Consider the following 26999-nt stretch of genomic DNA (forward strand, 5'->3'; position numbering starts at 1 on the left):
ATCGGCCATCACCCCCACAACGCCCGCGCCAGGGCGGCCAGAAAGGCCGCCGCGGCCGAAACAGTAAAAAGAAGGCGCGTCGTGTGGCGGAAAGCCCTTTCGTCCGGCACCGTAAGGGGGTCTCCCAGCGAGGGCTTCTCAACCGCCCGGCCGAAATAGACCCCCGGGCCTCCCAGTTGCACGCCCAGCAGGCCCGCCACCGCCGCTTCCGGAAAACCCGCGTTGGGACTCTTGTGCTTTCGGGCGTCCCGCTTCAAAACCGCCCACCCGCGGCGCAGATCCAATCCCCACAGGGTTCCCGCCGCCAGGAGGAGCACGGCGGTAAGTCTTGCTGGAACATAGTTGAAGAGATCGTCCATACGGGCGGAAAACCACCCGAAGTCCCGATAACGTTCGTTGTTGTATCCCACCATGGAATCCAGGGTGTTGACCGTCTTGTAGACAACCGCCCCCACGGGCCCGGCCAGGGCCAGGTAGAAAAGGGGCGCCACCACCCCGTCGGAAAGGTTCTCGGAAACCGTTTCCACCAGGGCCCGCCAGATGCCTTCTTCGTCCAGATGGCCCGTGTCCCGGCTGACGATGCGCGACAGGAGCCGCCGGGCCTCCTGTAGCCTGCCGGCGCTCAGGGCCCGGGCCACCGCAGCGGATTCATCGTAGAGGCTCCGTGTGGCCAGACACGTGTAGGCGATCCAAACTCCCAGCAAGGCGGCGGGAAAAGGGTGGATCAGGTGGCACACCAGAAGGGCCCCCGTCACCACGGCGCCCACGGCCCCGAGGACGGCCATCCAGAAGGCGATCCCCAGGACGCGGAGCCTCCCATCCGAGGCCCCATCCGGCTCCAGGACCGTGGAAAAACCGCTCTTGCGCTCGCTATCCAGGTAGAAGACACCTTCGGCCTTTTCGATGAGCCGTCCGATCCAGCGTACCGGGTGCGGCCAGCTCGGAGGATCGCCCAGCAGGAGATCCGCCACGTAGGCGGTCAGCACATGAGATACCGAAAAGGTCATGGCCCCTCCACTCCACCGTCCAGCTCAACTTGCATCCCGAAAGCACGTCCTGACAACCGATGAAAGCCTGAACCCGTGACAGGCATCCGCCAAGCAGAGTTCTACGGGTTGCCGGCCAACATTCTTCCTTGCGCCTTTTGCTCAGATTCCCACGATCCGATAGATGCGCTCCATATCGCAGTGGCTTCGCACATGGTCGGCCAGAAGATCGTACTGCGCCTCCTTCCAGCGGCCGTAGTTGACAATTTCCGGCCGGGCCCGCTTGTGGCTTCTTTCCTCCAGGAAGGAAAGGAAGGCCCGGCGGAAAGCGTCGTTGTCAAAAATCCCGTGGATGTAGGTCCCCCAAACCCGGCCGTCGGTCGAAGACAGGCCGTCATCGGCATCGGCGGTGGAAACGTCCCGTCCGTTTCGGGAAAGGATTCGAAAGCACGCGCGTACCCCTTCCGCCAGGGGACGACTGCGCCCCATGTGGATTTCGTAGCCATGCAAGAGCTTCGATGGGGAAAGATCCCGCCCTCCCAACCGGTTGTCCGGGTGGAGGCGGGCCATGACCTGGGTCGTCACCTTTTCCCAGGCCATCTCCGTGGCCATGGGAAGGAGGCCCAGACCGGGCGTTTCCCGAACACGGCTTTCCACTCCGTGCGGATCGGTGATCCGTTCCCCCAGCATCTGGTAGCCGCCGCAAATCCCCACCACCACGCCGCCGGCCTTGAAGTAGGCTCGAACGGCATCGGCCATGCCGCTGCGTTCCAGAGCCAGCATATCCTCCAGGGTGTTCTTGCTCCCGGGAAGCACCACCGCGTCGAAGCGGAACACATCCCCGGGCTGGTCGAAGTAGGCCAGTTCCACTCCCGGATCGTGTTCAAAGCAGTCGAAATCGGTATAGTTGGAAAGGAAGGGTAGGCGCACCACGCCGAGAGCGAGCTTGCCGTCGGAATCTGCCGGCGACCTCCGGCCCATGCGCCGGCCCAGCGCCACACTGTCCTCTTCGGGAAGGGCGATGTGGTCGAAATGGGGCACCACCCCCAGCACGGGCTTTCCGGAGCGCGCCTCCAAGATATCCACCCCCGATGTGAACAGATCCGGATCCCCCCGAAGCTTGTTCACCATGAAGCCGGCGAGGAGGTCCTGCTCGTCCGGGTCCATGAGCATATAGGAGCCCAGCAGGGCGGCGAAGATCCCGCCCCGGTCGATGTCTCCCACCAGGATGGAAGGCGCCCGGGCCATCCTGGCCATGGCCAGGTTGACCAGGTCGTGCTCTTTCAGGTTGAGCTCCACGGCGCTTCCCGCCCCTTCCAACACCACGATGTCGTAGCGTTTCGAAAGCCGCTCGAAGGCCTCCCGCACCACGGGAACCAATCGTTTTTTGGTGGCGTAGTAGTCCTTGGCCGAAAGGTTTCCCACGGCCTTTCCCAGCACGATCACCTGAGATCCCATGGTGGAGGTGGGCTTGAGTAGGATGGGGTTCATGTCCACGTGGGGCTCGATCCCGGCCGCTTCCGCCTGCACCACCTGGGCGCGGCCCATTTCGCCCCCCTCCGGCGTGATGTAGGAATTGAGGGCCATGTTCTGGGCCTTGAAGGGAGCCACCCGCAAGCCGTCCTGCTTGAAGATGCGGCAGAAGGCCGCGGCCAGGACGCTTTTGCCCACATCGGATCCGGTGCCCAGGAACATGAGGGTCCTGGCGCGTCTTTTGACCATCATCGTCACCTTTTCTCTGGATCTCCCATAAGGCGGGGAGAGTAGCACAGGCCATCCCGTGGATCCAGCCACTACTTGAGGTCATGAGATTTCCAACACGTTGTCTTCTGTTGCACCGGGTTGTATCCTTAAATCGGAAGCTCACCCTGACATCCCACAACAATCAAAGGAGGGGGAACGCCCCCATGGCCGGCATCATTCCCTGGATTCGCAACCGACTGAGTCATTTTCGGCCTAATAGGCCGCGCAATTTACGTCATGACTACGACAATTTCGTAAAACTCATGGCGGAACATGATTTCGCCCTGGAAATATTGAATGAACTTGCAGACTACGATCGTGGAAAGGGAATCGCCACCATTCCTTATCTACAAAATACAGCCAAAAAGCTCACCCTCAGCGCCCAGACCGTGGTTCACCTGCTCAATGAGCTCTCGGACAATCAATTTGCTGATCTGGCATGCGTGTGCGACCGGCTCGTTCAGCAGATTCGAGACGTGGTCACCGGAACGGAAGAACCCATCTTTACACCCACGGCCGTCTTCTTGACACAGATCACCCAGGAGATGGCCGACAAAGTCGGCAACAAGATGGCAAGCCTGGGAGAGGTCCGCAACCGTATCGGACTTCCGGTTCCCGACGGGTTTGCCACCACGGTATGTGCCTACAGCCAATTCATGGAATACTCTCATTTGGACCTGGCCATCAGCAAACTGCTGGAAGCCGAGGAAAGTGACGAACCCGATCGACTGCTTCTGCTGGAAAAGAATATCAAATCACTCATCCGCCAAGCCCCCCTGCCTTACGATTTGGCTTCCTCGCTGAAGACGGGCTACGAAAAGATCCTGTCCGGGAGCTCGGGCCGCTTTGCAAGCTTCCGCAGCAGCGCTTTGGGGGAAGACTCGGAATCGTCTTTTGCGGGTCAATACACATCCGTCCTGAATGTGCCCCCCCACGGCATTGAAGAGGCCTACAAAGAGGTGGTGGCGAGTAAGTACAATGCCCGTGCCATCTACTATCGCCGCAAAAGAGGGTATCGCAACGAAGACATCGGGATGCCGGTCGGAATCATCCAGATGGTGCCCGCCACGGTATCTGGAGTTATCTATACCGAAGATCCCAACCACCCCGGCAGCAACCGGGTGACCATCAGCGCTCTTTGGGGCCTGGGCCCCTTGCTGGTGGACGGTGAGGTGACACCTGATACGTTCGTTGTTGAAAAGCAAGAAAAGCTCGTCATCGTGGAAAAACAGACGGCCACGAAGCGGGTCATGCTGGTCCCGGCACCCGAAGGAGGAATCCAGAAAACCCGCGTTCCCGAAGACAAGCGGGATGTGCCGTGTTTGACCGATGAGCAGCTTCAGCAGCTGCTCCTCTGGGCGCTTCAAATCGAGAACCATTTTCGGTGGCCCCAGGATATTGAGTGGGCCATTGATCCGGACGGCCGCATCTTTATCCTTCAGACGCGCCCGCTGAGCCTGGTGGAATCCGTCATTCCATCCCTACCGGACCTGACGGATCACGATCTTCTGCTGGAAGGGGGCCAGACGGCCTGCGGCGGTGCGGGGGCCGGCCCGGTTTATCGGGTGCGGACGGAAGAGGATCTGGCAGGTTGCCCCAAAGGAGCGGTGCTGGTGACCCATAGGACGTCGGCCCGATTGGTAAAGGTCATGGATCGCGTCAACGCCATTGTTACCAATGTGGGAAGCTTGACCGATCATATGGCTTCTTTATCCCGGGAATTTCATGTCCCCACGTTGGTGAACACGAAAACGGCAACCAAGAAGCTCCACGAAGGGCACTGGGCCATCGTGGATGCCAGTAATAAGAAGGTTTACAAAGCTGCGTGGGGCGAGATGGCGGGTTGGTGCCCGCTGGAAAAACAACCCCTACTGAACATCAAGTCGACGCAATCCCATCGTATCCTCCGTCGTCTGGTCTCCCTGGTCGTTCCACTGAAGCTATGTGACCCCGAGTCGCCCGATTTTAGGGCCAATCGTTGCCAAACGCTCCACGACGTGATCCGGTTTGCCCACGAAATGGCCATCCGAGCTATGCATGACAAGGCAATGAACTTGGGAAGATTCGGCCGACACCATCAGGCCTTTCTTATGGAAAGCCCATTGCCCTTGCGCGTTTACATCATCGACTTGGATCACGTCGTGCGTCGCGGGAAAGATTCCAAGACAACCATCGCTCCGCAAGACGTGGAATCGCCTCTTTTCAAGGCCTTTTGGGAAGGCCTTGCCGATGAACGGTTGCAATGGAACCGCCTCGAATCCAGCTCTTTGGACCTAAAGGGGTTCTTTTCCGCCATGTCCCAAGCCATGGCGGAAATGTCTCTCACCCAGCAAGACATGGGAGCCAACTACATCATTTTGGCCGAAGACTACCTCAACGCGAACTTTCGTTTCGGCTACCATTTCACAACGGTTGATGCCTATGTCTCTCACCACGCCGAAGACAACCATATCTCATTCACATTCAAAGGAGGCGCGGCCCCTCTGGAGCGAAGGACGAGAAGAGTTGAGCTCATCCGTACCATCCTCAGCCGCTTGGGCTTTAACGTGAAGACAACCCGCGATTTCTTGAAGGCGCAAACGAAACACGCTCCCGCACGGGAGTGTCTCGAAAAGCTGAGCCAACTGGGATCCCTCATTGGATCAACCCGCTTGTTGGATATGGCTCTCGTCAATGATGAACTTGTGGAAAAATGCGCTCAACGGTTCCTGAGCGGCGACTATTGTCTGGGAGTGATCTGTGGACAAGACTCAGCCCCGTCCACGTCTCGCTGACTCCACAAAGGCCCGGGCGACCTCGGGACAGCTTCCCCAGTGGAGGTGCACGTAGCTGGCCAGCACCGATCCCACCCGATAGCCTTCCGGCCGTTCCGAGCGGAATTTCCGTCCGGTGAGTCGATAGACGAGCCGGCAGGGAAACCGCCCGTCCTCATCCACGATCTCCGAATAGTGGAATTCGTGGCCTCGTAGGCGCGTGCCCCGAGGCCCCAGCAGCGTGTTCTCCGCCAGAACCACTTCCACATAGCCCAGGGCCTTGCGGCGCCGCAGCATGCGGGTTCGGAACGGCAGAAGGCCGGCCATGGGAAAGACGTCACCGGAGACCAGTTGGACGGAGCGGCTGAGGGCCATCAGCCCACCGCATTCGGCATAGATGGGGCGCCCTTGGGACGCCAAACGCCCAAGGTCTTGGAAGAAGGCCCTGTTTTCCGAAAGCCGGGCCGCATGGACTTCCGGGTACCCACCGCCCAGGTAGACGGCCTGGGCATCCTCGGGGACCGATTCCCCGGCAAGCGGGGAAAAGAAGCGAAGGCGCGCGCCCGCCGCCTCCAGAAGATCGAGGTTGTCCTGGTAATAGAAGCAAAAGGCCGCATCGCGGGCCACGGCCACGACCACCGGATCCGAGTCGGCGCGGCGCGCCGGCTCATGGGACGCTTGGCCCTTTTCCCTTCCCGCCACAAGGACTCCCCGGTCCTGGGCCAAGGCGGGCCCAAGAGGCCTTGTGCCCGCTTCCAGCAGCCTATCCAGATCCAGGTGATCCTCGGCCAGACGCGCCAAGCGATCCAGGAAACCCTGCTCCAAGAGCAATTCCTCCACCGTCACCAGTCCCAGGTGCCGTTCGGGAAGGTTCAGCGAGGCGTCCTTGGGGATCCCCCCGAAAACGGGGACCTGGGGGCAGGAGGATTCCAAGGCTTCCTTAAGAAAACCCAGATGGGCGGGACTGCCCACCCGGTTGAAGACCACGCCGGCGAGCCGCAGGTCCGCGTCGAAGGAAGCAAACCCGTGGACCAGCGCCGCGGCGCTCCGGGCCATACTGCGCGCATCCACCACCAAAAGGACCGGGAGCTGGAGCCACTTGGCCATCTGGGCCGTGCTGCCCGCTTCCGACGCCCCGTCGTAGCCGTCGAAAAGGCCCATGACCCCTTCCACCACGGCGCCGTCGGCCTCGGCCGTCAGCCGATCAAAGAGCGACACATTGTAGTCCCGGCTGAGCATCCACCCGTCCAGGTTCCGGCTTACCCGCCCGGTGACCGCGGTATGAAAGCCCGGATCGATGAAATCGGGGCCGACTTTGAAGGGCTGCACCCGAAGTCCGCGGCGCCGCAAGGCCGCCAGCAAGGCCAGGGTGACCGTGGTCTTGCCCGATCCGCTCTGGGGCGCCGCCACCGCAAAGGCCCATTGATTCATGCTTCTTTCTCCCAGTTTCCGCGCGCCAAACGCCGGCACATGCGGGATCGGCCGATAAACAAAGGGATCAGCTGCTCCGCAAGCCCTTCCGGTCCGGGACGTCCATCCCTGGGCCCGGCCGGGGATGGCGCCCATCCTTTGAGCCAAGTCGTCAGGGGAACTCCATGGGATTTTCCACGCACGGAAGCCCGTCGGAGACCTTGTAGCGTTTCAGCCGACCCGCTGCAAGGTCAAGGCTCCGGAGCCCATTGGGCATCGGGGAGACCACGGCACGCAAAAGCTCGGCGGATACGGCCGGGGGCGGCATAACCCGGGTTGCGCCCGAGATGGATGATTCCTTCTCTCTGTGCGGCCCAAACGGTCAGGGCAAGGCCCGTCAACCCCCATGGATAAAAGACTTCCCAGGCCAGGGCCTTTTCTGCCGGAGCCGGCTTGCCAGCAATCCGAATCACGATCAAGGACCCTTCGTTCCCATGAACGGAGGCCAGGGAAATGAGCCGGCAGAATAATGACGCCGGTTGTTGGACACCTTGCGGGATTCCTCAAACGACAAAAGGGGCAAGGCCCCACGGGGCCTGCCCCCAAACTTCCTCAATGCGCTTTGCCGATTGGCCTCAGGCCGCCTTGGTAAACGATGCAGGGGACTTGTTCTGCAGGGCCTTGAATCCGAAGGCGACGCACGCGCGGTTGCACGAACCGCACCCGATGCACTTTTCCGCGTCCACCACGATGGTTCCGTCCGCCTCGGAAATGGCCTGAATGGCGCACACATGCAGGGCAAAGCAGGACTTGCAAAGATGAGCACAAATGGTTTTGGACATGAGCTTCTTCTCCTTCCTTGAAAGGGGCGGGGCCTCCCCCCTGGTCGTCAAGAGGGTCTGTCCGCCGCCCGGTAAAGGCTTTCAGCCCAGAATCTTTTCGATCTCTTCCCGGTCGCAATCCATGACGTAGGGGATCCCCGAGATGTCGGCCGCTTCCCGGGTGAGGGCCACGATGTCGTTGCGATCGATATACTTCAGGGCGAACTTGCGCGCTCCGGCCATGAGCTGCTGCAGGCCCTGGCGCAACCGGTCGATGTAAGAATACATGCCCATGGCACCGGGGGGAATCTGGGCAAAATCGTCCCCGTAACGATCCTTCAACTGGGCTGCCACGGCAAAAAGATTCATATAGCCTTCTTCCACGGGGCGGCCTTGCTGCTTCATCTTTTCGGCCATGAGCTTCCCATGGGTCTTTCCCACCATGGCGGCCGTCATCATGGCGCGCCCCAGACAGATGGCCTTGACGTAAGGCGCTCCCAGGGCAATGGCCTTGAACAAATGGTCTTCCAGGCTGAGCCCGCCGGCAATGGCGATGGGCGGGACGTAGGCGCCTTTGGCCCGAAGCTTTTCGCACATTTCGTAGGCCAAGCACTCCAGATAGACCGTGGGAATGCCCCACTCGTTCATCATGCGCCAGGGACTCATACCCGTGCCACCACCGGCGCCATCGATGGTCAGCAGGTCGATCTTGGCTTCCGACGAATACTTGATGGCCCGAGCCAGATCCACGGGGCGGTAAGCGCCTGTCTTGAGGGTCACGCACTTAGCACCGATGGAGCGCAAGCGTTCCACTTCCTTGTAAAAGCCTTCCTCGTCCACCATCCCCAAGCGGGAATGGCGTTCGAACTCCGTGATTCCCCCCATCTGAAACGCCTGTTGGACAGCCGGCTTGGTGGGATCGGGCAAAACGATGTAACCGCGTTCCTTGAGCTGCAACGCACGCTCAATGCTGGGCAGCTTCACTTCGCCGCCGATGTCCTTGGCGCCTTGGCCCCACTTGAGCTCGAAGATCTCCACACCCAGCTTTTCGATGACGTATTCGGGAACCCCCAGCTTGGTGTCCTCCACATTGGCCTGCACAATGATCCCGCCTTTACCGTTGTACCAACGCTTGAAGGCGGACACCCGGCGCTCCATCTCCGGCGATTTCACCACACGCCCGTTCTTGATCTCCGCCTGGGGATCCATGCCGCAGATGTTCTCCCCGGCCACCACCAGGACGCCCGAGATGGCGGCCCCCACCGCCATGTCCTCCCAGTTCATCCGCGCGATGTCCGTGGATCCCACGGCGCCGGTGAAGACAGGGAAGTCCATCTGGATGGATCCGTCGGAGCCCACCGCCGTCGTACAATCCACCGCCGGAAACGTGGCCACGTCCGAGTCCGCTTCCACCCCCACGGCTCCCACACAGGTGCCCTGGATGTTGAAGTGGGAAAAATCCACCGGGTAGTCCTTGTCCGCTCCCGCCGTGATCTTCCCAAAGGGCTGGGGGTAAATCATTTCCCGACCCTTGAGCGCCGAACGGCCGATTTCACATGGACCCTCGCAACCGTCCAGGCACGTGACACAGATGCCCGACGAGGGGGCCGTTTCCACGCGGGTGGTGGTGATAGTGGCAGCACTGCGGTTGGGTTTGCTGTACGACATGGAATGTCCCTCCTTCACGAATCGATTTTCACCGCACAAAAAAAAGGCGAACCTCTCTCCCCTTCCAGGAGAATTCGGACGCCTTTGTCCCTTCCCACTCCGGACGGCACGCCGCTGTGCCCCGGACCTTCAGGATTTTCCACAAGTGAGCATTTTTGTAGCGCCACCAACAGATCGGGTCAAGAAGAAAGTGAAAAAGCCCGCAAAGTGCCCTCCCAAAATCTCTAACGTGCCCCACCGACCTCCATCTGGGTCAAACCAAGTTTGACAAAGCATAACCACCCCCGAGAACCCAAGGAGGGTAGGACCAAAGAGGGGATAACCACGGTTCTCGGGAAAGTGGGCCTTGGCCGTGAAGCGGGCCATCGGCATGGTCGAGCCATGGGGCCGCCCCCAGATGCGGGATGGTCCGGCACCGTGCGGCGGGCCGTGCCAGGTGGAAAAAGAGGGGGTGAAAACAGACTCAGCCCCTTGGGGCCAGGAGCCAGCCCGCTCCCTCATCCACGGCCCGGAAGAGATCGTCTCGACCTTCCAGATCCCCCGGATGGCGCACCGCCAGAGCGTGGACCAGCCGGGTTTCGGTGAATCCCAACCAGCGCAACACCTCCTGATAGCGCGGAAAGACCGGGTAGGGCTCCGGGCCGCCCTGGACCAGGATGAAGAGAGCTTTCCGGCCCCGCCCCAGCCGACTGGGGTTGGGATTGGTCAGGTAGTCCGGAACCAGCAAGGAATAGGTGCGGTCGATGAAGGTTTTGAGCTGGGCGGTCACATCCATCCAATAGACCGGTGTGGCGATGACCAGGGCGTCCGCCCCACGTACCGACTCCAGCACCGGGGTGAGGTCGTCTTCCAGTACGCACCGGTCCCGCTTGGTCTTGCACATGAGACATCCCTGGCATCCGCGGAAGTTCCGTTCATTGAGGGAAAAGACATCCACCGCCGCTCCGCCTTGGCGAAGTCGTTCCACCGCCCTGTGGGCCAGTGCGGCGCTGTTTCCTTTGGGGCGTGGGCTCGCCAGCAGCGTCACCACCTGCATGAAAAGCTCCTCCTCGTTTTCGCCGGCCGTCACGGCCGTCTGGATCAAGGGCTCGACGCTTCCTCCAAGGGTTTCGACCCGGGCCCGCTCAGCCGGCACGGCAAGGCGATCCAGTAACGGTTGAGCGGTACGCGCTCCACACTCAGGCCTGATTTTTCCAGATAGTGCGCCACCCGGTCCACGTTGTCCCGCCGCATCAGGACCAAGGCGGTCCGCCCGGAGGAGACGCTTTCCCGACACGCCGCCGCCAGGTCCGAAAACCGGAAGAACCCGGGTTCGGTCACCTTGTCCGTAGGATAAAACCGTTTGAGAGTGTCTGCAAAATAGAACTGGAGGCCGTAATGCGGACGATGGGACACGAGCAAGACGTCACGTCCCTCACCGGCCGGGCCCAGTTCTCGAACGGACCGAGCCACGACGCCCATGTTCCTTTTGGACGGCCATCGGCTGTAGACGCCTTTTCCCACCACCAGGATGAGGGCGCTCACCAGGGCCGTTGTCACAAGGGCGCGAACGCTCAGGCTCCCGTCACGCACCCTGGACAGAAGGCCCCGAGCCAGCGCACACCCCACGGGGGCGAAAAGGAAGAGAACATACAGGGGAAGGCGGGAACGGCTGAGAGAAAAGACCACAAGCGGCACGGCGATCCCCACGACCACGAAGCGCCACGGCTCGGGAAGGCGTCGAAAGGATCCGGCCACAGATCCACGAAGGCCGCGGGGCTCCTGCGGCCGTGACCTTTTCAAGCCATATAGAAACCGGCGGGCATTCCAGCCCAGGAGCACAAGCCACGGACACGATCCACCCAGCAGGAAAGGCCAGTAGACGGTGAAGGCTTCGTACCAGTGGGGATGACGGCCGAACTTGCTGGTAAAGATCCGGCCCACCACCTCGTCGCCCAACCAGTAGCCGAGAAGACCCGGGTAGCGCCACACGCAGTAGAGATACCAGGACAGCGCCGTCGTCAGGAAGAGCCCCAGGCCCAGGGGCTGGAAAAGATGGGGCCAAGAACGTGCCTTGTCCCTTCCAAGGGCCCAAAAGACGAGGACCGCGACCAACGGCACCAGGGCCGGCGGGCCCTTGGTGAGAAACGCCAGGCCGAAAAAGAGCCACATGGCTGTCCACGGGATGGCCTTTTCCGTCCGATAGCCCCACCAAAAGGCGGCCACGGCCAGGATTTCCCACATGGCCAGCAGGGAATCGGTGTTGACCGTGTGGGCGGCTGCGGCGGGTCCCCACAGGGTGGCGTAGACGAGGGCGGCCAGAGCCCCGGTGGCCCGGTCCCACAGGCCTCGGCCCAGCCAAAAGACCCCGAACACCGTCAAAAGGAAGGTGGGTATGAGATAGACTCGGGCTCCCCATTCGTTCATACCGAAAAGGCGAAGGCCCGCCGCAATGGCCCAATAGGTGAGCGGCGGCTTGGTCCAATGGGGGGCAAAATCCAGGGTCGGGCGCAGATAATCTCCCGTTACGACCATCTCCCGCGCACATTCGGCGTAGCGGCCTTCGGTGGAATCAAAAAGCCCCCGGCTTCCCTGGAAGGCGGTCACCACGAGCAGGGCCAGGCACAGCGCCAGCCAAAGCAACCGGCGTTCGTCCACAACGCGAGGATTCTCAGGCACGTTCGTCACCCTTGTTCATGACGGAACCGGAAGCCTCCGCCGCCGGGCTCCGCTTCCCGTTCTCGTGGGTTCGCCCTCTTTCTCGATAGATCAGGTAGAGATTCCGGGAATAGATGATGAGCCCCGCGCCCTGGCCCAGGATGAAGACCGGATCGCGCCGCCACAGAGCATAGGCGAAAAGCAGCGCACCGCCGAAGAGGCTCAGGAACCAAAAGGCCACCGGCACCACGCTTTTGTGGGCCCGCTCACTGGCGATCCATTGGACGAGAAAGCGCGCGGAGAAGAGCGCCTGAGCGCCGAATCCCACGCCGAGCCAGATTTTTTCCGACGTCACGAACGCTCCTCCGGAAAGACTTGAACAATTCGATAGTGGAACGCCCGCCTTCGGAGCCACCACACCCCGAAGCAATCGAGCAGTCCGACCCAGAGTCGGTTGTGAACCCCGTACTTGGTGACCCCTTTTCGCCGAGGCCGGTGGGCCACCGGGGTTTCGGTGATGCGATAGCCCTGAAGAGCCACCAGGGTAGGCAGGAACCGGTGCAGGCCCTTGAAGGGAGGGAGATCGGCCACGCATTCCCGGCGAAAGACCCGGGTGGAACAGCCCACATCGCGAACCGTCTTGCCGGTCACCCAGTTGCGGAAGGCATTGGCAATGCGCGAGGAGATCTTGCGCACCATGGAATCATGCCTTTTCGCCCGGTACCCGTTGACCATGTCGTAGTCTTTCCGGTGCAGCATGTCCACCAGGCGCGGGATGTCGCGTGGATCATTTTGACCGTCGCCGTCCAATGTGGCGATGAGACGCCCACGCGCATGGCGAAATCCCGCCCAAAGGGCCGCCGACTGGCCGGCATTCTTTTCAAATCGCAAATACCTGTGGCGGTTGTGGGGATCTTTGGCGGACACGATGTGCAGTCTGTCGGCCGTTGCGTCCGTGGATCCGTCGTCCACCCAGACGCATTCCCACGCAAGGTCGCTGCCTTCCATGGCCCGGTCCACTTCGGCGGCCAATTCCAGGATGTTGTCTGCTTCATTGAAAACCGGAATCACCAGGCTCAGATCCACCGCTCTTTTCCTTCCATTCCCCGAGAGGCTCCTGTCTCCATTTGTTCCATCTCCCAATAACACCCTTTCTCTAGGCACTCAAGCGGCGCGGACAGGACCGACGTCATGGGCCCGATTTTCCCACCCGGCGTCTTTTCATAAAATCCTCAGCCTTCCATACGGAAACCCATCGACTGCGGTAGCGCTGCTCGTACAAAGCTCCCTCTTGCATCGAACACGCCTCCTGTCGGCGACACATCACGATCAGGGCTCCTTGGGGGTGGGCCCAAGCCCACCGCGCCACAGCGTCCGTGCGGTTCAAGACGGTTACCGGCCTGCGGAGCCGTCCCAGAAAATGGTATTCCCCCTTGTAGTCACCCACACTGGCGATGGGAATTCCCTGCGCTTCCATTCGGGAAAGCATCGCGGCCGTACCGCTCAAATCGTAAGCCGGGCTCAATTCCCGCATGGGTCCCAAATGAACAAGCAGGAAAAGAAACGTCATGACCGTCGCCGTCACACGCACAGCCGCCACCGTGCCCATTCGGCGAAACTTCCACACATATACCGACACCGCCACCAATGCCACACCCCAGCCGTGACTCATCAGATGCAGACTCGGCAGGTCGCCGCCGGATACGGGAAGCTCCGGCGCAACGAGGAGCAGGACGGCACAGAGCATCAACAGGGCGCCGACAGCCCCCATCATGCGAGGATCGCTTCGCCCGTCTGCTGCATGGACAAGACGTGCTATGCCGAGTACCGCTCCAGGCACGACGGGTAGAAGATAGTGGATCTGCTTGCCGCTCACGAAGGAAAGAACAATGATCGGCACCGCGACCCAACACAACACCAGTCGAAGGCCGTCGTCGCCTTTGAGTCGGTCGCGTCGGGCGAGCCAGGGGGTCCACAGGCTCCAGGGAAGAAAGACCAGGGGCAACAGGGGCAGATACCACCAGAAAGGTTTTCGATGGGCAAAGGAATGGATCACGCGGCCCGCCGTCTGTCCCCACAGGATGGCGTGCCCGTAGACGGGCCCGCCCCTGTGCGCTGCCGGGATGGCCCAACACAGGGCCAGGAGCGCGGCCACCACAAACGCCGCCGCGGCCCCGGCGTACCAGCCCCCCCAGGACCTTACGGGCATTTCCTTGGCCCAAAGTGGAGCCAAAAGGACAATCGGCGCCACGAAGACGAAGACGACCGGCCCCTTGGTGAGCAATCCCGCAGCCATTGCCAGCGCCGCCACGGCCCACCCACGCCAAGGATGCCCGTACCGCACGTCCAGGATTCCGCTTACAGCGGCCAGGATCCAGAACGTGAGTACCACGTCGAAAAGGGTCAGTGTTCCCATGAAGGCCCAGAAGGGCAGGCCCAGCAAGAAAAACGGCACTGAGTGCTGCACAAGGGGCTCCTGGGGCCATAATCTGCTGGCAAGGCGACGCAACAGCAGGAGGCTCGCCAGTGCGAAGACCGGCACCACAAGCCGAGCGCTCCACTCATGCACGCCTCCGATGGACCACACCAGGTGGATCAGCCAAAAAAGCAGGGGCGGTTTATGGCTGTAAGGAAGGCCGTTTAAGGTGGGAACCAGGAATTGGTGATCGCGCCACATCTCCCAGGCCACAGACAGGTACCGGGTTTCATCCACGGGAAGGAGCGGTCGCAGCCACAAAGCCGCTGCAAGATCCAACAGGAAAAGCGCCGCCCACCAGAGCGTTTCCATAGCGAAAGGGGAATCAACGGACATGAGGCGCCGGTCCGACGTTGTTGTCTGAACAGGCAAACACCTCGCCTTTGGGGCTTTTTTCATCAGCAAACTCCTCGGGATACCCTGTGGATTCAGGAAAAATCCGCAGATGCGGCCCGTGCAGACGATCCCATCGTGATGCGGACGCCGTGCGCCTCCACGCAGGCCTTGCCCCGGGAAAGTCCCACCCCGCGGCCTTCGGCCCAGATGGGTCCCGCACCTCAGTTGAACCGTTCAAAGATCTTCCCGCGTTCCTCGGGTGGGATGCTCGGGGCTGAATCTTCCACAAAAAGCGTAGCACCGTCGTTACCCCGGTTCACACCAACCAGCAGATCAGCACGGGGCGGACTAAACCTGACGGCGTTATCCACCCTATTGACAACAGCATGAAGAAACCATGAACGATCGCCCCAAACCACGGTGTGGCAGTCTGCAGGCAAGCGAACTTACCCCTCCACCGCCTTCTCGCGGCAGGCGCCCTCGAGACAGGCCCGCCCAAGCCCCACACGGTCCTTGTGCAGCCGCAGGATCCCTGTACGTGCTGCGGAAATACTGAGTACGGCTTTGATGAGCGACAGGAAACGGTCCGTTTCTTCCACGACCTGGACCAGATTGCCCTGGATGTTCTCCGGGTCCGTATCCATAAGCGCTTTCTCGGCCAGGGACCGAATCCGCCCCAAAGGCGTCTTGAAATCGTGGGCCGTGTTGCCCATCATGTGAGAAAGCTCCCGAACGTAGCCTTGGATCCGCTTCAACATCAGGTTCAAGGTTCCGGCCAGTTCGTCCAATTCATCGCACAGGCACACGGCGCATCAGGTCGGATCCGGTCGCAATGGACCGGGCCGCCCGATCGATCTTCTTGACGTGCACCAGCCCTCGCCGGGCCAGAAGCCATCCGCAGGGAACGGCCGCCAAGATCGTGAGAAAACCAGCCACGTAAAAGCCTTTCCTAAGGCGCGCCATCAACCGGAGATCCCATCCCACGGGAAGGAGCCCTTCTACCATATCATCTCCTGCGGAAAAACCACGAAACAAGCTGGCTTCTTGTCGCGCTTCGGCATGGACACCTGTCGAATGAATGGATAGGCCCAACGCCCCATCCGAGGCGATTTCCACGACGAAGCCCGACTTGCCCAAGCCCTTGGTCACAAAGGAACTCAACACTTCGTCATCTTTCGATCATCAGAACCCGCACGCATCTCTCGGCTTCCATTTCTTAGAACGCTCCTGTCTCCATGAAATCCTGCGCATCCCAAGAGATGAGGTATTTCAAGGGAGATGGGATAAAGTCCTCCGTACTGAGCACATGTTGGGTAAATACCCCCTACGGGGCGCTCGCCTCATCCACGGATAGGGGGCGGCTCATCATTGGATTCCACGGCCCGGACAGGCCATCGCCCCCCCGCGCCGAGGCGGTCCTGGAGCTCTCGTTCCACGACGGGAGGCCCCCTTCCTCATCGTCGCCATCTCTCGCCACGGCAATGATCCCCTTTACCCACACCCGCCGTTGTCCTTCGGCGGTGCCCGCAAGAAGGCAGGGCACATTGGGGCCGATTGGATCAACCCCCTCGGAGCTTGCCCGAAAGCGGGGCCTCTGCAATAGGGACGACCGGCCAGATCGCCCCTACGAGCGGAAACGTTGCTCACTCTGCGGTCGACAGGATGCGTTGTCATGGCCGCCCCAAACCGCGCGATCCCCATGAAAAGGGGCCGACCTGGTCGTTTCCAGGCAACCTCCTGGTTCCCTCTTCCGGTGGGCAAAAGGATTTTCTTCTGCTAAACAGGGTTTGTCGAGACGGTCGCCCCCATGCCGGGCGACGGATCCCGTGGGTTAGGAACCGTGCAAGAGGTGAGGCACCGATCCAGGTCAAGCGATGAAGGATTCCCCGGCACATGGCAATCCGCGGTGGCGTTCGGAGGTGGGGATTTTCTCCAGCCTTCGGGTTCGCTTGCTGTTGGTGGTTTTTGTGGCCTTCCTTCCCATGTGGATCACCCTGATCCGCGAAGTGGACCAGCGGCGTCAGGAAGCTTTGCAACGGATCCTGTCTGACAGCCTGAACGCGGCGGAATTGGCGGCCGTGCGGGAAGAGCAGGCCATCGAGGTCACGGCACAAACGCTTCGGGCCATGGCCCGGGCCGTGTCCTCAAGCACGGCCAGATGTGAGGTGCTGGCGGATCTGGCCTGGGACGCCATGGCCTCGTCGGACCGGTACCTACATTTCGGTTTGGCCTCCTCCACGGGGCGCATCCTGTGCCGCGTCCAGAAGGTGGCCACCCCCGAGGCCGTTTCCCATAAGATGTGGATCCATCGGAATGGGGCTGGAGGCAAACTGTCCATCTTTTATTACCGCATCCCGGCGATCCACAGACCCGCCCTGCTGGTCGCCACCCCTCTGGAGCCGGTGCCGGACGTACCCCGTGCCTTTCTCTTCGCTTCCATCGACATCTCCCGGCTCGCCCGCTCCAGCCTCCCCGGCAAGTGGGCCGGAGACCCCACCATCCTTTTCGCCCTGGTGGACGAATCCGGAACCTTGGCCGCCCGAAGACCGGACCAGAGGGATCTGGCCGACGCCCTCAATCGCACCCTCACCGATCTCGGGGCGGGCAGCAAGGCCGTGGTGCGGGTGATCCGGGACCCTTCGGGAGCATTCTGGGTCTGTTCCCGGGCTCCGATCCACGGCCGTTCACAGAATGCCGCCCTGGGGGTCCTTCTGGCCGTCCCCAAGGATCACGTGTTCCAGGACGTGAACACCACCCGAATCCGAGGTCTTCTGGCCATCCTGACGGTGACGGCCCTGGCGCTCATCATCGCGTGGATCATGGGAGGACGGGTCCTGTGGACCCCGCTCACACACCTGGTGGACGCCACGGACCAGATCGCTTCAGGCGATTTGACCGTTCGCAGCCGATTGTCCGAAAGACGGGATGAACTCGGGCTGTTGGCCCGGGCCTTCAACACCATGGCGGCGGCCCTGGAAAAGCGCGAACAGGACCACCTGCACGCCCAAGAGACCATCCGGCAAAACGAACAGCGCCTGCGACGGCTGGGGATCCACCTGCAGCAGATCCGCGAAGAAGAACAGAAAAGACTGGCCATGGAGATCCATGACGACATCGGACAGATCCTCACGGCCCTGCGCTTCGATCTTTCCTGGATCCGCAACCACACAGCCACGGAAAACCCTGAAAAATTTCAGGGGCGGATCGCCAGGATGTTCTCTTTACTGGACAACGGCATGGAAAGCGTCCACCGGCTCTGCGGGCAGCTCCGACCCCGCATTCTGGACGACCTGGGGCTCGCGGAAGCCATCCGCTGGCAAGCGGAAGAATTTGCCAAGCGGACGGGAATCGACTGCGACACGCAGGGAGTGGACCCCGTCGACCTTCCCACGGAACACGCCTTGGCCCTCTTTCGGATTTTGCAGGAATCCTTGACCAACGTGGCGCGGCACGCGGGGGCACGCCGAGTGGAAGTCCGTATGAGCGCCGAGATCGGTGAGATACGGCTGGTGGTTCGAGACGACGGGCGGGGGATCGATCCGGAGGCCTGCGCAGATCCCGGGGCTTACGGCCTCATGAGTATGCGCGAGCGGGCGGCGGCGCTGGGAGGCTCCTTTCACGCGGTCCGCCATCCAGACGGGGGAACCGTGGCGGAGGCCCGCCTGCCGCTTCCCTCCACAGCAAGCCGGGAAAACCGCACGAGCAAGGAGAGCAGCACGTGATCAGGATCATTTTGGCGGACGATCACCCGGTGGTCCGGCGGGGTCTCAGGGAAATCATCTCGGAAGGCCTGCCTTCGGCTCAGGTAACGGAGGTCTCGAACGGACTGGAACTGATGCGCCGGGTTCGGGAGGTCGACTATGACATCGTCATCTTAGATCTTAGCATGCCCGGAGGCGATGGGCTGGACACTCTGGGAAAGCTCAAGAAGGAAAAGCCACGTCTGCGCGTGCTCGTCCTGACCATCCACCCGGAACGGCGCTACGCGGTCCAGTGTCTTAAGCTGGGGGCCGACGGGTACCTGACCAAGGACACCGCTCCCGACGAATTGGTGCTGGCCATCAAACGCATCGTGGCTGGCCGGCGCTACATCAGCACCACGCTGGCGGAACAACTCACGGAAGAACTGGTGGGCCCGACCGGTCCGGCCCCGCACTCGGCTCTCACCGACCGGGAATACCAAGTCTTCATCCTGATCGCCTCCGGAGAACGGATCAAGGATATCGCTGACAAGCTGCATCTGAGCGCCAAGACGGTGAGCACCTACCGGAGCCGCATCCTGGAAAAGCTCCGCTGCAGGAACACGGTGGACATCATCCGATACGCCATGGAAAACAAGCTGGTGGAATAGTTCCGACCGGCCCACCTATCCCCCCACTCGGGTAGGAAAATTCCTACACCTTTATCAGAACAATCCCACATCAAAATCAGGCGAAGATCCATTTCAGAGCGTTCCGGCATTGCTTAGGGTAGGCACGGAGGCGGTCATGCGATGGATCTATGTGGTGGATGATTCCCCGCTCTTTGTGAATCGCGTCCGGGAAGTGGTGGACGAGTTCCCCGACGCGGCCCTCTTGGGCATGTCGAACAACCTGAAGGACGCCTGGATGGAAATCAGGGAGTGGAAACCTGATATCGTCGTGGTGGATCTGCAGCTGGGGGAAGAAAGCGGGCTGGTGCTCTTGCATCGCATCAAGAAAGAACTGCCCGATATGCGAGTGATCATGACCACCGGATCTCTCTTTCCCCAATACCGGAAACAGTGCCTGCAAGCGGGTGCGGACGGATTCGTATCCAAAGGTGGCGATCCAGCTCAGGAACTGGTCCAAGCCCTCCGCGCCTGCATGAAGGGATGAAAGGGAACCGTCTGGAAAACGGAATGCACATGTCTAGGGAACTGATGAACAAAGGAGGTAGAACGATGAAACGACGAGTCGGAAACCAGCGATACACCCCATTCACCGGATGGGCCCTGGCCCTGCTGTGCGCCATGATCCTTACGGCGGGTCCGTGCGCGCGATCCTACGCAGCCGCGACTCCCACCGACCGGCTGCCGGATCTTGCCGAACAGGTCAAACACAGCGTGGTCAACATCTTCACCACCCAGGTGGTCAAGGCCCCCATGAACCCCCTCATGGACCCGAATTCCCCTTTCCGGAACTTCTTCGGCGATGACTTCTTCAGGCACTTTTTCGGCAACATGCCGCAACAGAAGATGAAGACCCACGCACTGGGTTCCGGTTTCATCATTGATGCCAACAAGGGGCTCATTCTCACCAACAACCACGTGGTGGCCAAGGCCACCGAGGTCAAGGTCAAGCTCGACAGTGGCCGGGAATACAAGGCCAAGATCCTGGGACAAGATCCCAAGACGGATCTGGCGCTGATCCAGGTCAAGCCGGACAAGGGCTTTCCCAAGGCCCTGTCCCTGGGGGATTCGGATGCCGTGCGGGTGGGCGACTGGGTTCTGGCGGTCGGCAACCCCTTCGGACTGGGCCAAACGGTCACGGTGGGCATCATCAGTGCCAAGGGGCGCATTATCGGTGCCGGCCCCTATGACGATTTCCTGCAAACAGACGCCGCCATCAACCCGGGAAACAGCGGCGGTCCGCTTCTGGACATGAACGGACGGGTCATCGGGATCAACACGGCCATCGTGGCCCACGGGCAGGGCATTGGTTTCGCCATTCCCATCAACATGGCCAAAGAGCTCCTGCCCCAGCTGGAATCGGGCAAGGTCGTGCGCGGCTGGCTCGGTGTCACCATCCAAGATCTGACCCCGGAACTGGCCAAGCATTTCGGCATCCGGGATCAGAAGGGAGTGCTCATTTCCGGCTTGCTGCCCGGAAGCCCGGCGCAAAAGGCAGGTCTGCAACAGGGGGATGTGATCGTCTCCTTTAACGGCCAGAAGGTGGACAACGCCCGAAGCCTGTCTCGCATGGTGGCCGCCGTCCAGCCCGGCACCCGGGTGGCCGTCGACATCATTCGGGACGGACACAACAGACAAATCCTTGTCACCCTGGCACAGATGCCTCAGGAAGGAGTGGAGACGGTCGGCACAGAGAGTGAAGACTGGGGTATCCACGTGCAGGACCTCACGCCGGAAATCGCAGGACGCCTGGGACTGGACACGATTACCCAAGGGGTGGTCATCAGTGACATCCAGCCGGGAAGTCCGGCGGCCATGGCGGGCTTAAGGCCCGGAGATCTCATCGTGGAGGTGAACCGGCACAAGATCAAGAATGTCCAGGACTATACCGAAGCGCTTCGACGCTCGTCTGACCATAAGAGCCTGCTCCTCCTGGTCCGACGGGGCGAAAGCAGCCTCTACGTGGTCCTGCAAAAAGACTAGGGGAGCGTCTGACAATGGCCTCTGGCCCTTCTGGGGCTCTTTCCAGCCAGTTGAAATCCACCGGTCCCGTGGTGCTTTTGAATTCCCAGACAGCTTTGTAGGGGCGGGTTCAGAACCCGCCCCTACGGCTGAAACGCCAGAACGGCCTTGTATCCCGGAGCCTTTTTCCTTTTCGGACAAGTCCTTAGGACGCGATGACCTTTTTCAGGTCGATATTGTAGCGCTTCATGCGGTTCCAGATGGTGACGCGGCTCACCCCCAGGATGCGGGCCGCTTCGCTCTGGTTGCCGCCCGTTTGCCGCAGCACGTCGATCAATTCCTGGCGCTTGTCACGCGGTCCCGGCAGCGATGGGCCGCGTTTTCCGTACAGGGATTCCCGTGGAAGATTCGGTTCCGTGAAGGACGCTGACGGCCGAAGGATATGGGGCGGCAGGTGTTCGGGTTGAATCACCCCTTCCCCTGCCAGCACGCACGCATACTCCAGAGCGCTTTTCAGCTCGCGCACGTTTCCAGGCCACGCGTACGCCATGAGATGGGCCATGGCCTTCGGGCTCAGCCCCTGGATCCTTCTTCCCTTCTTTCGGTGCCTGGAAAGAAAGGCATCCGCCAGAAGCGGCAGATCCTCCATCCTTTCCCGCAGCGGAGGCAGATGGATGGGAATCACGTTGATCCGAAAGAAAAAGTCCTCCCGGAAGGCCCCCTCCCGCACCATGCGGGGAAGATCCCGGTTGGTGGCCGTGATGATGCGCACGTCCACCGGGATGGGCCGGTGGTCCCCCACCCGTTCCACCTGCTTGTTTTCCAGCACCCGCAGCAGCTTGACCTGGATCGACAGAGGCACATCGCCGATTTCGTCCAGAAAGATGTCCCCGCCGTTGGCGGCCTCGAAACGTCCCTCCCGGTGGCTGGTGGCCCCGGTAAAGGCGCCTTTCACGTGGCCGAAAAGCTCGCTTTCCAACAGGGATTCATTGAGCGCTGCACAGTTGACCTGAATGTAAGGCCCGTCCCGGTGGGGACCCAAATCATGGATGGCCCGGGCGAAGAGCTCTTTGCCGGTACCGCTTTCTCCGTAAATGATCGCGGGGGCATCGCTTTGGGCCGCCTTCTCCGTGATGTCGTAGGCCTTTTGCATAGCGGGCGAGGTGCCGATGATACCGTGAAATCCCTTTTCGCTTTCCAGGAGCCGGGAGAGCTGGACGATCTGCTCTTCCTTCCGGTCCAGCTCGGAAATGTCCGTTATGGTTTCCACCGCCCCGATCACCCGCCCCCCTTTATCCCGAAGGACCGAGGCGTTCTTCACGGCATGGAGATACCCGCCGTCCTTTCGCATGATGAAACAGCGCTTGTTTCGCAAGCTACCGGATACAAAAAGGGAACACCATTTGCCGCCGCTTCCGATGCGCTCCCCCTCGCAGGTGTCGCAATGAAAGAGGGTGCACGATCGGCCCAGGAGCTCCTGTCGGCCGTAGCCCGTCATGCGCAACAAGGCTTCGTTCACCATGAGGACCGTTCCATCCGAGGCCACCACCATGAGCCCGTCGTTCATGGTGTTGAGGATTTCTTCCAGATAGTCATGGATATCCGGCATCGTGAAGACCTGCCCCATCGCTTTTTCACTCATGGTTCATAACACCTGTTAAGAAGTATAGGGGCGATGCACAGCAAACTCAAGGCACGTGCCGAAGAAAGCCGAGAGGGCCTCCTTATCCCGCGTGGGGGGGGCCTCGGGGTGGGACGGCTTGCCACTTTTTGCCCCGCGGGGCTCAAGCCCCGCGGTGACCAGTGAAAGCCTCGGAAAGCCGCACAGGCTCTTTTCTCAATAGACCAGCGTGGCGTTGGCCTCCAGGATGTGCTGGGTGAGGGCGCCGGCCGCGGTGACGGTTGCGCCGGGAATGAGTTCGTGTTCTTCGATCTTCCGTTCCTTGATGCAGGGACCGCACACCAGGATCTTGCCGCCCGCCTCCACGTAGCTCTCCACCAGGTCCTTCAAGGGCGGCAGTCCCGCTGCGAAGACATGTTGGAGACACCCCTGGGTGGCCAAAAAGACCGCCGGGCCCTGCAGCACCACCACGGCCTCCACATCCATGGCCTGGGCCGCATTGGCCATCACAAACGGAAGACTGGCCCGCTCCGGGTCGTCCCCGGCGTGGGTCACGATGTAGACGATCTTTTCCGTATCCGCCATTTCCTTTCTCCTTTCACGTTTGATCTTTTCGGTTTTGCCCATTGCCACTGGAAGACACCCGACGAGCCAAAAACGACGCCAGGTCTTGGACGTCCGCGCCCGCCTTCTTCAGGTTGCCCATGCAGATGGGGCACATGGACAGGATCGGCGCCCCTGTTTGCTTCAGCTGGTCCACCCGCCGTTCCACAATCTCCCGGGAAAGCTTGGGAGAAACCGATTCCGCCGGCCCGCCGCAGCAGTGGGTCAAGGGCCCCGACTGCTGCACATCGGCCACGGCCACCCCCACGTCCCTCAGCACACGGCGGGGCACGTGGGAAAGTTTGAGATAGCGGCCGAAGAAACAGGGATCGTGCAACGTCACTCGCGTCCCGTTGGGTTCCCCCTGGAGGCGGAGCAGTTCGAAATAGGTGCGCACCTCGAACTCAGCTCCCACGTACTTGGGATACAGGACCTTGAAAGCATAGGTGGTGTGGGGATCCACGGTGATGAGGGTGCGCACGCCGGCCTCCTGCAGCCGCTTGGCCACGAAACGGGCGTGTGCTTCAAAGGCTTCCTGATCCCCCAGGTCATAGAGCAAAATACCGCTATAGAGGTCCAAGTCCGGCCGGTAGGCGAATCGAACTCCCGACCGGCGCAGCAACGCCACCATGTCCTTGAGGATCTGCTCGTAAGGGGCCCGTTCTTTGGGCGTGGTCATGAAGAGGGAGCCCACCTGGACCAGGCGTTTGGGAATCCAGGATCCGTACCCCACCAAGGGGGCCCAGCTCGTGTCCTCCAAGGCCTCCAGCTGCCGGGTGATCCTCTCGATGAAGGGAACCGACTGGACCATGAGCCCCGTATAGAAGAGAGTGCTCCCGTCTCGAGGGAGGTCGAGGTTTTTCCACCACCGATTCATGACAAAATGGAAGGCTCCGAAAGGATTCCGGGTCTTCCGCACGTTGCCCGCAATGAGGTCCACAATCGCCTTAGGATGGTACATGGCCGTCTCTCCTCCAATGGTGGAGCACATAGCGGCGAAGCCCCAGGATCAGCTCGCCGGGATTCGCCTCACGGGGACATGTCTGGGTGCACAGTCCGCAATGGAGGCACCGCCAGAGCTCCACACCGTTTTCCAGGATGCGATCCCGGGCTCCTATCTGGGCATATCGAATCATCTGCCTGGGAAAATGTTCGTAGATAAGGGGGCAGATGGCGGCACACGTGCCGCAGTTGAAACAGTCCAAGGTGGTGGACACCCCGAACCGCTCCAGCTCATCTGGAAAGGAAAGGTCCACAAAAGCCATGCCGAATCTCCTCTTTAGCCGTTCCATGCAGCCTGCACGCAGGCGCCGAGCCGATTTAGTCCTTCGCCCGATAGGTGAAGTAGGCCCCTTGTTTCTCGCCTTCCAGGACCGCACCGTATTTTTTGAGGGATGCGATCCACCAGAGAACCTCGCCGGCGGGAAGCCCCACAGCCTCCGCGATTTCAGGAACCGTTCTCGGTCCTTTCTTCAGTTCCCCGGTGATGGAAGCGATGATCTTCTTCTGTTCCTTCACCTGCGCCGATACTCGACGAATGGTTTCCTTGCGGGCCGCCCGCAGCGCCTTCATCACTTCTTTGTCCGCACCTTTTTTTGTTGCTCCCTGTTCCTTGCCCATGGAACCTTCTCCCGATCTGTGGAATTCTTGGGGGACCGTGCACTTCACGCCGCCTCGTGGGAGGCGATGGCATCCACCATGGCTTCAAACTGGGCCAGCGTGGACCCCTTCACCTGGATAGCCCCGGAGGGACACGCGGCCACACAGGCCCCACAACCCAGGCACAGGGCCTGGACCACGCGGGCACGGCGCACCGTTTCTCCATTGACCACCACGTCCACCAGCTCAATGGCCCCGTCCGCCAGACAGGCCTCCACGCAGGAGCCCGTCCCTTGGCACTTTTCCATATCCACTTCCGCCACGAAGGGATCCAACTGCACGTATCCCTTGGCCAGCAACGAGGCCGCCTTGGACGCCGCCGCCGAAGCGGCGTTGCACGCCTCGCTCACATCCATGGGGGCCTGACAGGTCCCGGCCAGAAGAAGCCCCGTGGTGGCCAGCTCCACGGGACGCAACTTGGGATGCACTTCCAGCAGGAATCGATCCGCTCCCACGGGCAGCTTCATCAAGTCCACCAAATCCTGAATCCCCGTAGGCTCCATACCAACGGCCAACACCACCAGGTCGGCCGGGACCTGCACCTCTTCTCCGAACGTCAGGGCGTCTTTAACGCGCACCACCAGGGGCGTGCCGGAGGAACCGTCGGAACGTTCCACCCGGGGCGGATCTTCCGGTTCGAAGCGCAGAAAGAGCACCTTGTTGCGGGCCGCTTCCTGGTAGAGCTCTTCCTGGCCCCGGCCGTAGGCCCGGATATCGCGATAGAACTCAAAAACACGCGTTTCAGGGTAGCGGGTGCGCACCTGGTTGGCGGCAAAAAGGGTGGCCGAACAGCAGGTTCTGGAACAATATTCGTTGAGATACCCCGATGCGTCCTCTTCGTGGATGCCCGGGATCTGACGGCTGCCCACACAATGGATCATGGCGATGCTTCGGATGGGACGCCCGGAAAGCATCAGCACGGACCCGTCCGCTTGGGCGTCCCGCAAGGCTTCGATGAACTGGGGAAGGGTCATCACCTCCGGCAGCTCACCGTAGCCGTATTCGCCCTTTCGGGGTGTGTAGGGTTTGAATCCCGTGGCCAGCACCACCACGCCCGTCTCCACCTGGATGCGCCCTTTTTCGGTGGGAAGCGGGCCGAGAAGAACACCCCGGGACGGGACGAAGACGGGCTCCCCGTCGCCGGCGGGAGGAAGATTGGACGGCGGGACTGCGTCCTCCGCTGCGGGCGGTTCCACCTGAAGTTCCAGGGAAAAATTCCCCACGTACCCGTCGAATCCCACCACTTGGGCACAGGGATAGAACGTGATGGCCGGATGTTCCATGACCCGGCGGGCCAGGGAAAGGATCGCCTCGGAGGCCGCCTCTCCCGTGGGTGCCAACCGATCCAAACGCGCCACCCGACCGCCCGCAAAGGGCGTCTTTTCCAAAAGGGCCACCTGGAAGCCTCGATCGGCCAGGTCCACGGCCGCCCTGAGCCCCGCGATCCCCGCACCGATCACCGTGGCATGCCGGCGGGCTTCCACCCGCAACGGCTCCAGCGGCTCCAGAAGCCGTGCCTTGGCCGCCGCCGCCGAAATCAGTTGGAAGGCCTTTTCGGTGGCCGGCTCTCCATGGTGCACCCAACTCACCTGTTCCCGAATGTTGGCGTGCTCATACACATAGGGGTTGGCACCGGCGCGCTCCAAGGCACTTCGGAAGGTCATCTCGTGAAGGCTGGGCGAACAGGAAGCCACCACGATCCGGTTGACCTTGCCGCTGCGGATATCCTCCATGATCAGTTCCTGACCGGGATCGGAACACATGAACATGTTGCGGCGCGCCACCGCCACGCCGGGGATCTTCTCCGCCTTTTCACACAGCACCTCCACGTCCACATGGTCGGAGATGTTCCCACCGCAGTGGCAGATATAGATACCGACCCGAGGCGCGTCGCTGCCGTCGGACGCAAGGTTGCGTTTTTCTTCCATGGATACTCTCCGCTCTGAAAAACCACC

24 protein-coding genes are annotated in these 26999 nt (G+C 61.3%); 5 read left to right on the forward strand and 19 right to left on the reverse strand.

From position 1 onward, the window contains the following. Positions 1-8: 8 nt before the first annotated feature. Positions 9-1007: an adenosylcobinamide-phosphate synthase CbiB gene (cbiB, locus tag B9A12_RS11560; protein WP_084058057.1), complete on the reverse strand. Its 999-nt coding sequence runs from the start codon at positions 1005-1007 to the stop codon at positions 9-11. A gap of 141 nt (positions 1008-1148) precedes the next feature. After that, a complete protein-coding gene (locus tag B9A12_RS11565; RefSeq protein ID WP_245802433.1) occupies positions 1149-2711 on the reverse strand; it encodes a cobyric acid synthase in 1563 nt (520 codons plus the stop codon). 182 nt (positions 2712-2893) lie between these two features. Here B9A12_RS11565 and B9A12_RS11570 point away from each other — a divergent pair, with 182 nt between their 5' ends. Continuing rightward, the gene (locus B9A12_RS11570) at positions 2894-5503 is read left to right on the forward strand and encodes a PEP/pyruvate-binding domain-containing protein (RefSeq protein ID WP_170920558.1); all 2610 of its coding nucleotides are present in this window, start codon (positions 2894-2896) and stop codon (positions 5501-5503) included. On the opposite strand, the gene B9A12_RS11575 is transcribed toward B9A12_RS11570, so the two are convergent. The 11 genes from B9A12_RS11575 to B9A12_RS16720 all read right to left on the reverse strand — a co-directional run bounded on the left by B9A12_RS11575 (position 5480) and on the right by B9A12_RS16720 (position 15835). After that, entirely contained in the window at positions 5480-6913 is a 1434-nt protein-coding gene (locus tag B9A12_RS11575) for a cobyrinic acid a,c-diamide synthase CobB (RefSeq protein ID WP_084058102.1), read from the reverse strand. The genes B9A12_RS11570 and B9A12_RS11575 overlap by 24 nt on opposite strands. A gap of 614 nt (positions 6914-7527) precedes the next feature. Next, positions 7528-7734 carry a 4Fe-4S binding protein gene (locus B9A12_RS11580; RefSeq protein ID WP_084058060.1) on the reverse strand — a complete coding sequence of 69 codons (207 nt, stop codon included), beginning with the start codon at positions 7732-7734 and terminating at the stop codon, positions 7528-7530. Positions 7735-7815: 81 nt separating this feature from the next. Continuing rightward, entirely contained in the window at positions 7816-9381 is a 1566-nt protein-coding gene (locus tag B9A12_RS11585; RefSeq protein ID WP_084058061.1) for an FMN-binding glutamate synthase family protein, read from the reverse strand. A 463-nt stretch (positions 9382-9844) separates the two neighbouring features. Continuing rightward, the gene (locus B9A12_RS11590) at positions 9845-10465 is read right to left on the reverse strand and encodes a flavodoxin family protein (protein WP_084058062.1); all 621 of its coding nucleotides are present in this window, start codon (positions 10463-10465) and stop codon (positions 9845-9847) included. Then, positions 10462-12039, reverse strand: coding sequence for an ArnT family glycosyltransferase (locus B9A12_RS11595; RefSeq protein ID WP_084058063.1), 1578 nt, complete (start codon positions 12037-12039; stop codon positions 10462-10464). Before B9A12_RS11595 ends, B9A12_RS11590 begins: the two co-directional genes overlap by 4 nt. After that, a complete protein-coding gene (locus tag B9A12_RS17630; protein WP_084058064.1) occupies positions 12032-12373 on the reverse strand; it encodes a lipid-A-disaccharide synthase N-terminal domain-containing protein in 342 nt (113 codons plus the stop codon). The genes B9A12_RS11595 and B9A12_RS17630 overlap by 8 nt, the downstream gene beginning before the upstream one ends. Then, entirely contained in the window at positions 12370-13104 is a 735-nt protein-coding gene (locus B9A12_RS17635) for a glycosyltransferase family 2 protein (protein ID WP_084058065.1), read from the reverse strand. The genes B9A12_RS17630 and B9A12_RS17635 overlap by 4 nt, the downstream gene beginning before the upstream one ends. 103 nt (positions 13105-13207) lie before the next feature. Then, positions 13208-14830 (reverse strand): ArnT family glycosyltransferase, encoded by a 1623-nt coding sequence (locus tag B9A12_RS11610; protein ID WP_170920559.1) that lies wholly within the window; start codon positions 14828-14830, stop codon positions 13208-13210. A 221-nt stretch (positions 14831-15051) separates the two neighbouring features. After that, positions 15052-15249: an ATP-binding protein gene (locus B9A12_RS17960; protein ID WP_425430182.1), complete on the reverse strand. Its 198-nt coding sequence runs from the start codon at positions 15247-15249 to the stop codon at positions 15052-15054. Positions 15250-15276: 27 nt separating this feature from the next. Continuing rightward, on the reverse strand, positions 15277-15636 hold the full coding sequence (locus B9A12_RS11620) for a sensor histidine kinase (RefSeq protein ID WP_084058068.1): 360 nt from the start codon (positions 15634-15636) through the stop codon (positions 15277-15279). Beyond that, positions 15620-15835 carry a hypothetical protein gene (locus tag B9A12_RS16720; protein ID WP_139796604.1) on the reverse strand — a complete coding sequence of 72 codons (216 nt, stop codon included), beginning with the start codon at positions 15833-15835 and terminating at the stop codon, positions 15620-15622. Before B9A12_RS16720 ends, B9A12_RS11620 begins: the two co-directional genes overlap by 17 nt. A gap of 914 nt (positions 15836-16749) precedes the next feature. Between B9A12_RS16720 and B9A12_RS11630 the strand changes: the two genes are divergently transcribed. The 4 genes from B9A12_RS11630 to B9A12_RS11645 all read left to right on the forward strand — a co-directional run bounded on the left by B9A12_RS11630 (position 16750) and on the right by B9A12_RS11645 (position 21182). Next, positions 16750-18552, forward strand: coding sequence for a sensor histidine kinase (locus tag B9A12_RS11630; RefSeq protein WP_170920560.1), 1803 nt, complete (start codon positions 16750-16752; stop codon positions 18550-18552). Next, on the forward strand, positions 18549-19181 hold the full coding sequence (locus B9A12_RS11635) for a response regulator (protein ID WP_084058071.1): 633 nt from the start codon (positions 18549-18551) through the stop codon (positions 19179-19181). Before B9A12_RS11630 ends, B9A12_RS11635 begins: the two co-directional genes overlap by 4 nt. Positions 19182-19317: 136 nt before the next feature. Continuing rightward, entirely contained in the window at positions 19318-19686 is a 369-nt protein-coding gene (locus tag B9A12_RS11640) for a response regulator (protein WP_084058072.1), read from the forward strand. Positions 19687-19751: 65 nt separating this feature from the next. After that, complete coding sequence (locus B9A12_RS11645; protein ID WP_084058073.1) at positions 19752-21182, forward strand: DegQ family serine endoprotease; 1431 nt, start codon at positions 19752-19754, stop codon at positions 21180-21182. A gap of 184 nt (positions 21183-21366) precedes the next feature. On the opposite strand, the gene B9A12_RS11650 is transcribed toward B9A12_RS11645, so the two are convergent. From B9A12_RS11650 to B9A12_RS11675, 6 genes are all read right to left on the reverse strand, one after another. Further along, on the reverse strand, positions 21367-22803 hold the full coding sequence (locus B9A12_RS11650; protein WP_245802434.1) for a sigma-54 interaction domain-containing protein: 1437 nt from the start codon (positions 22801-22803) through the stop codon (positions 21367-21369). A gap of 195 nt (positions 22804-22998) precedes the next feature. Then, positions 22999-23367 carry a DsrE family protein gene (locus tag B9A12_RS11655; RefSeq protein WP_084058074.1) on the reverse strand — a complete coding sequence of 123 codons (369 nt, stop codon included), beginning with the start codon at positions 23365-23367 and terminating at the stop codon, positions 22999-23001. A gap of 13 nt (positions 23368-23380) precedes the next feature. After that, complete coding sequence (locus B9A12_RS11660; RefSeq protein ID WP_084058075.1) at positions 23381-24346, reverse strand: (Fe-S)-binding protein; 966 nt, start codon at positions 24344-24346, stop codon at positions 23381-23383. Continuing rightward, complete coding sequence (locus B9A12_RS11665; protein ID WP_084058076.1) at positions 24333-24650, reverse strand: 4Fe-4S dicluster domain-containing protein; 318 nt, start codon at positions 24648-24650, stop codon at positions 24333-24335. The genes B9A12_RS11660 and B9A12_RS11665 overlap by 14 nt, the downstream gene beginning before the upstream one ends. A 55-nt stretch (positions 24651-24705) precedes the next feature. After that, positions 24706-25005, reverse strand: a complete 300-nt coding sequence (locus B9A12_RS11670; RefSeq protein ID WP_084058077.1) for a helix-turn-helix domain-containing protein — start codon at positions 25003-25005, stop codon at positions 24706-24708. Positions 25006-25049: 44 nt separating this feature from the next. Then, on the reverse strand, positions 25050-26972 hold the full coding sequence (locus B9A12_RS11675) for a CoB--CoM heterodisulfide reductase iron-sulfur subunit A family protein (protein WP_084058078.1): 1923 nt from the start codon (positions 26970-26972) through the stop codon (positions 25050-25052). Positions 26973-26999 lie beyond the last annotated feature (27 nt).

This window comes from Desulfacinum hydrothermale DSM 13146, from assembly GCF_900176285.1.
Taxonomy (GTDB): domain Bacteria; phylum Desulfobacterota; class Syntrophobacteria; order Syntrophobacterales; family DSM-9756; genus Desulfacinum; species Desulfacinum hydrothermale.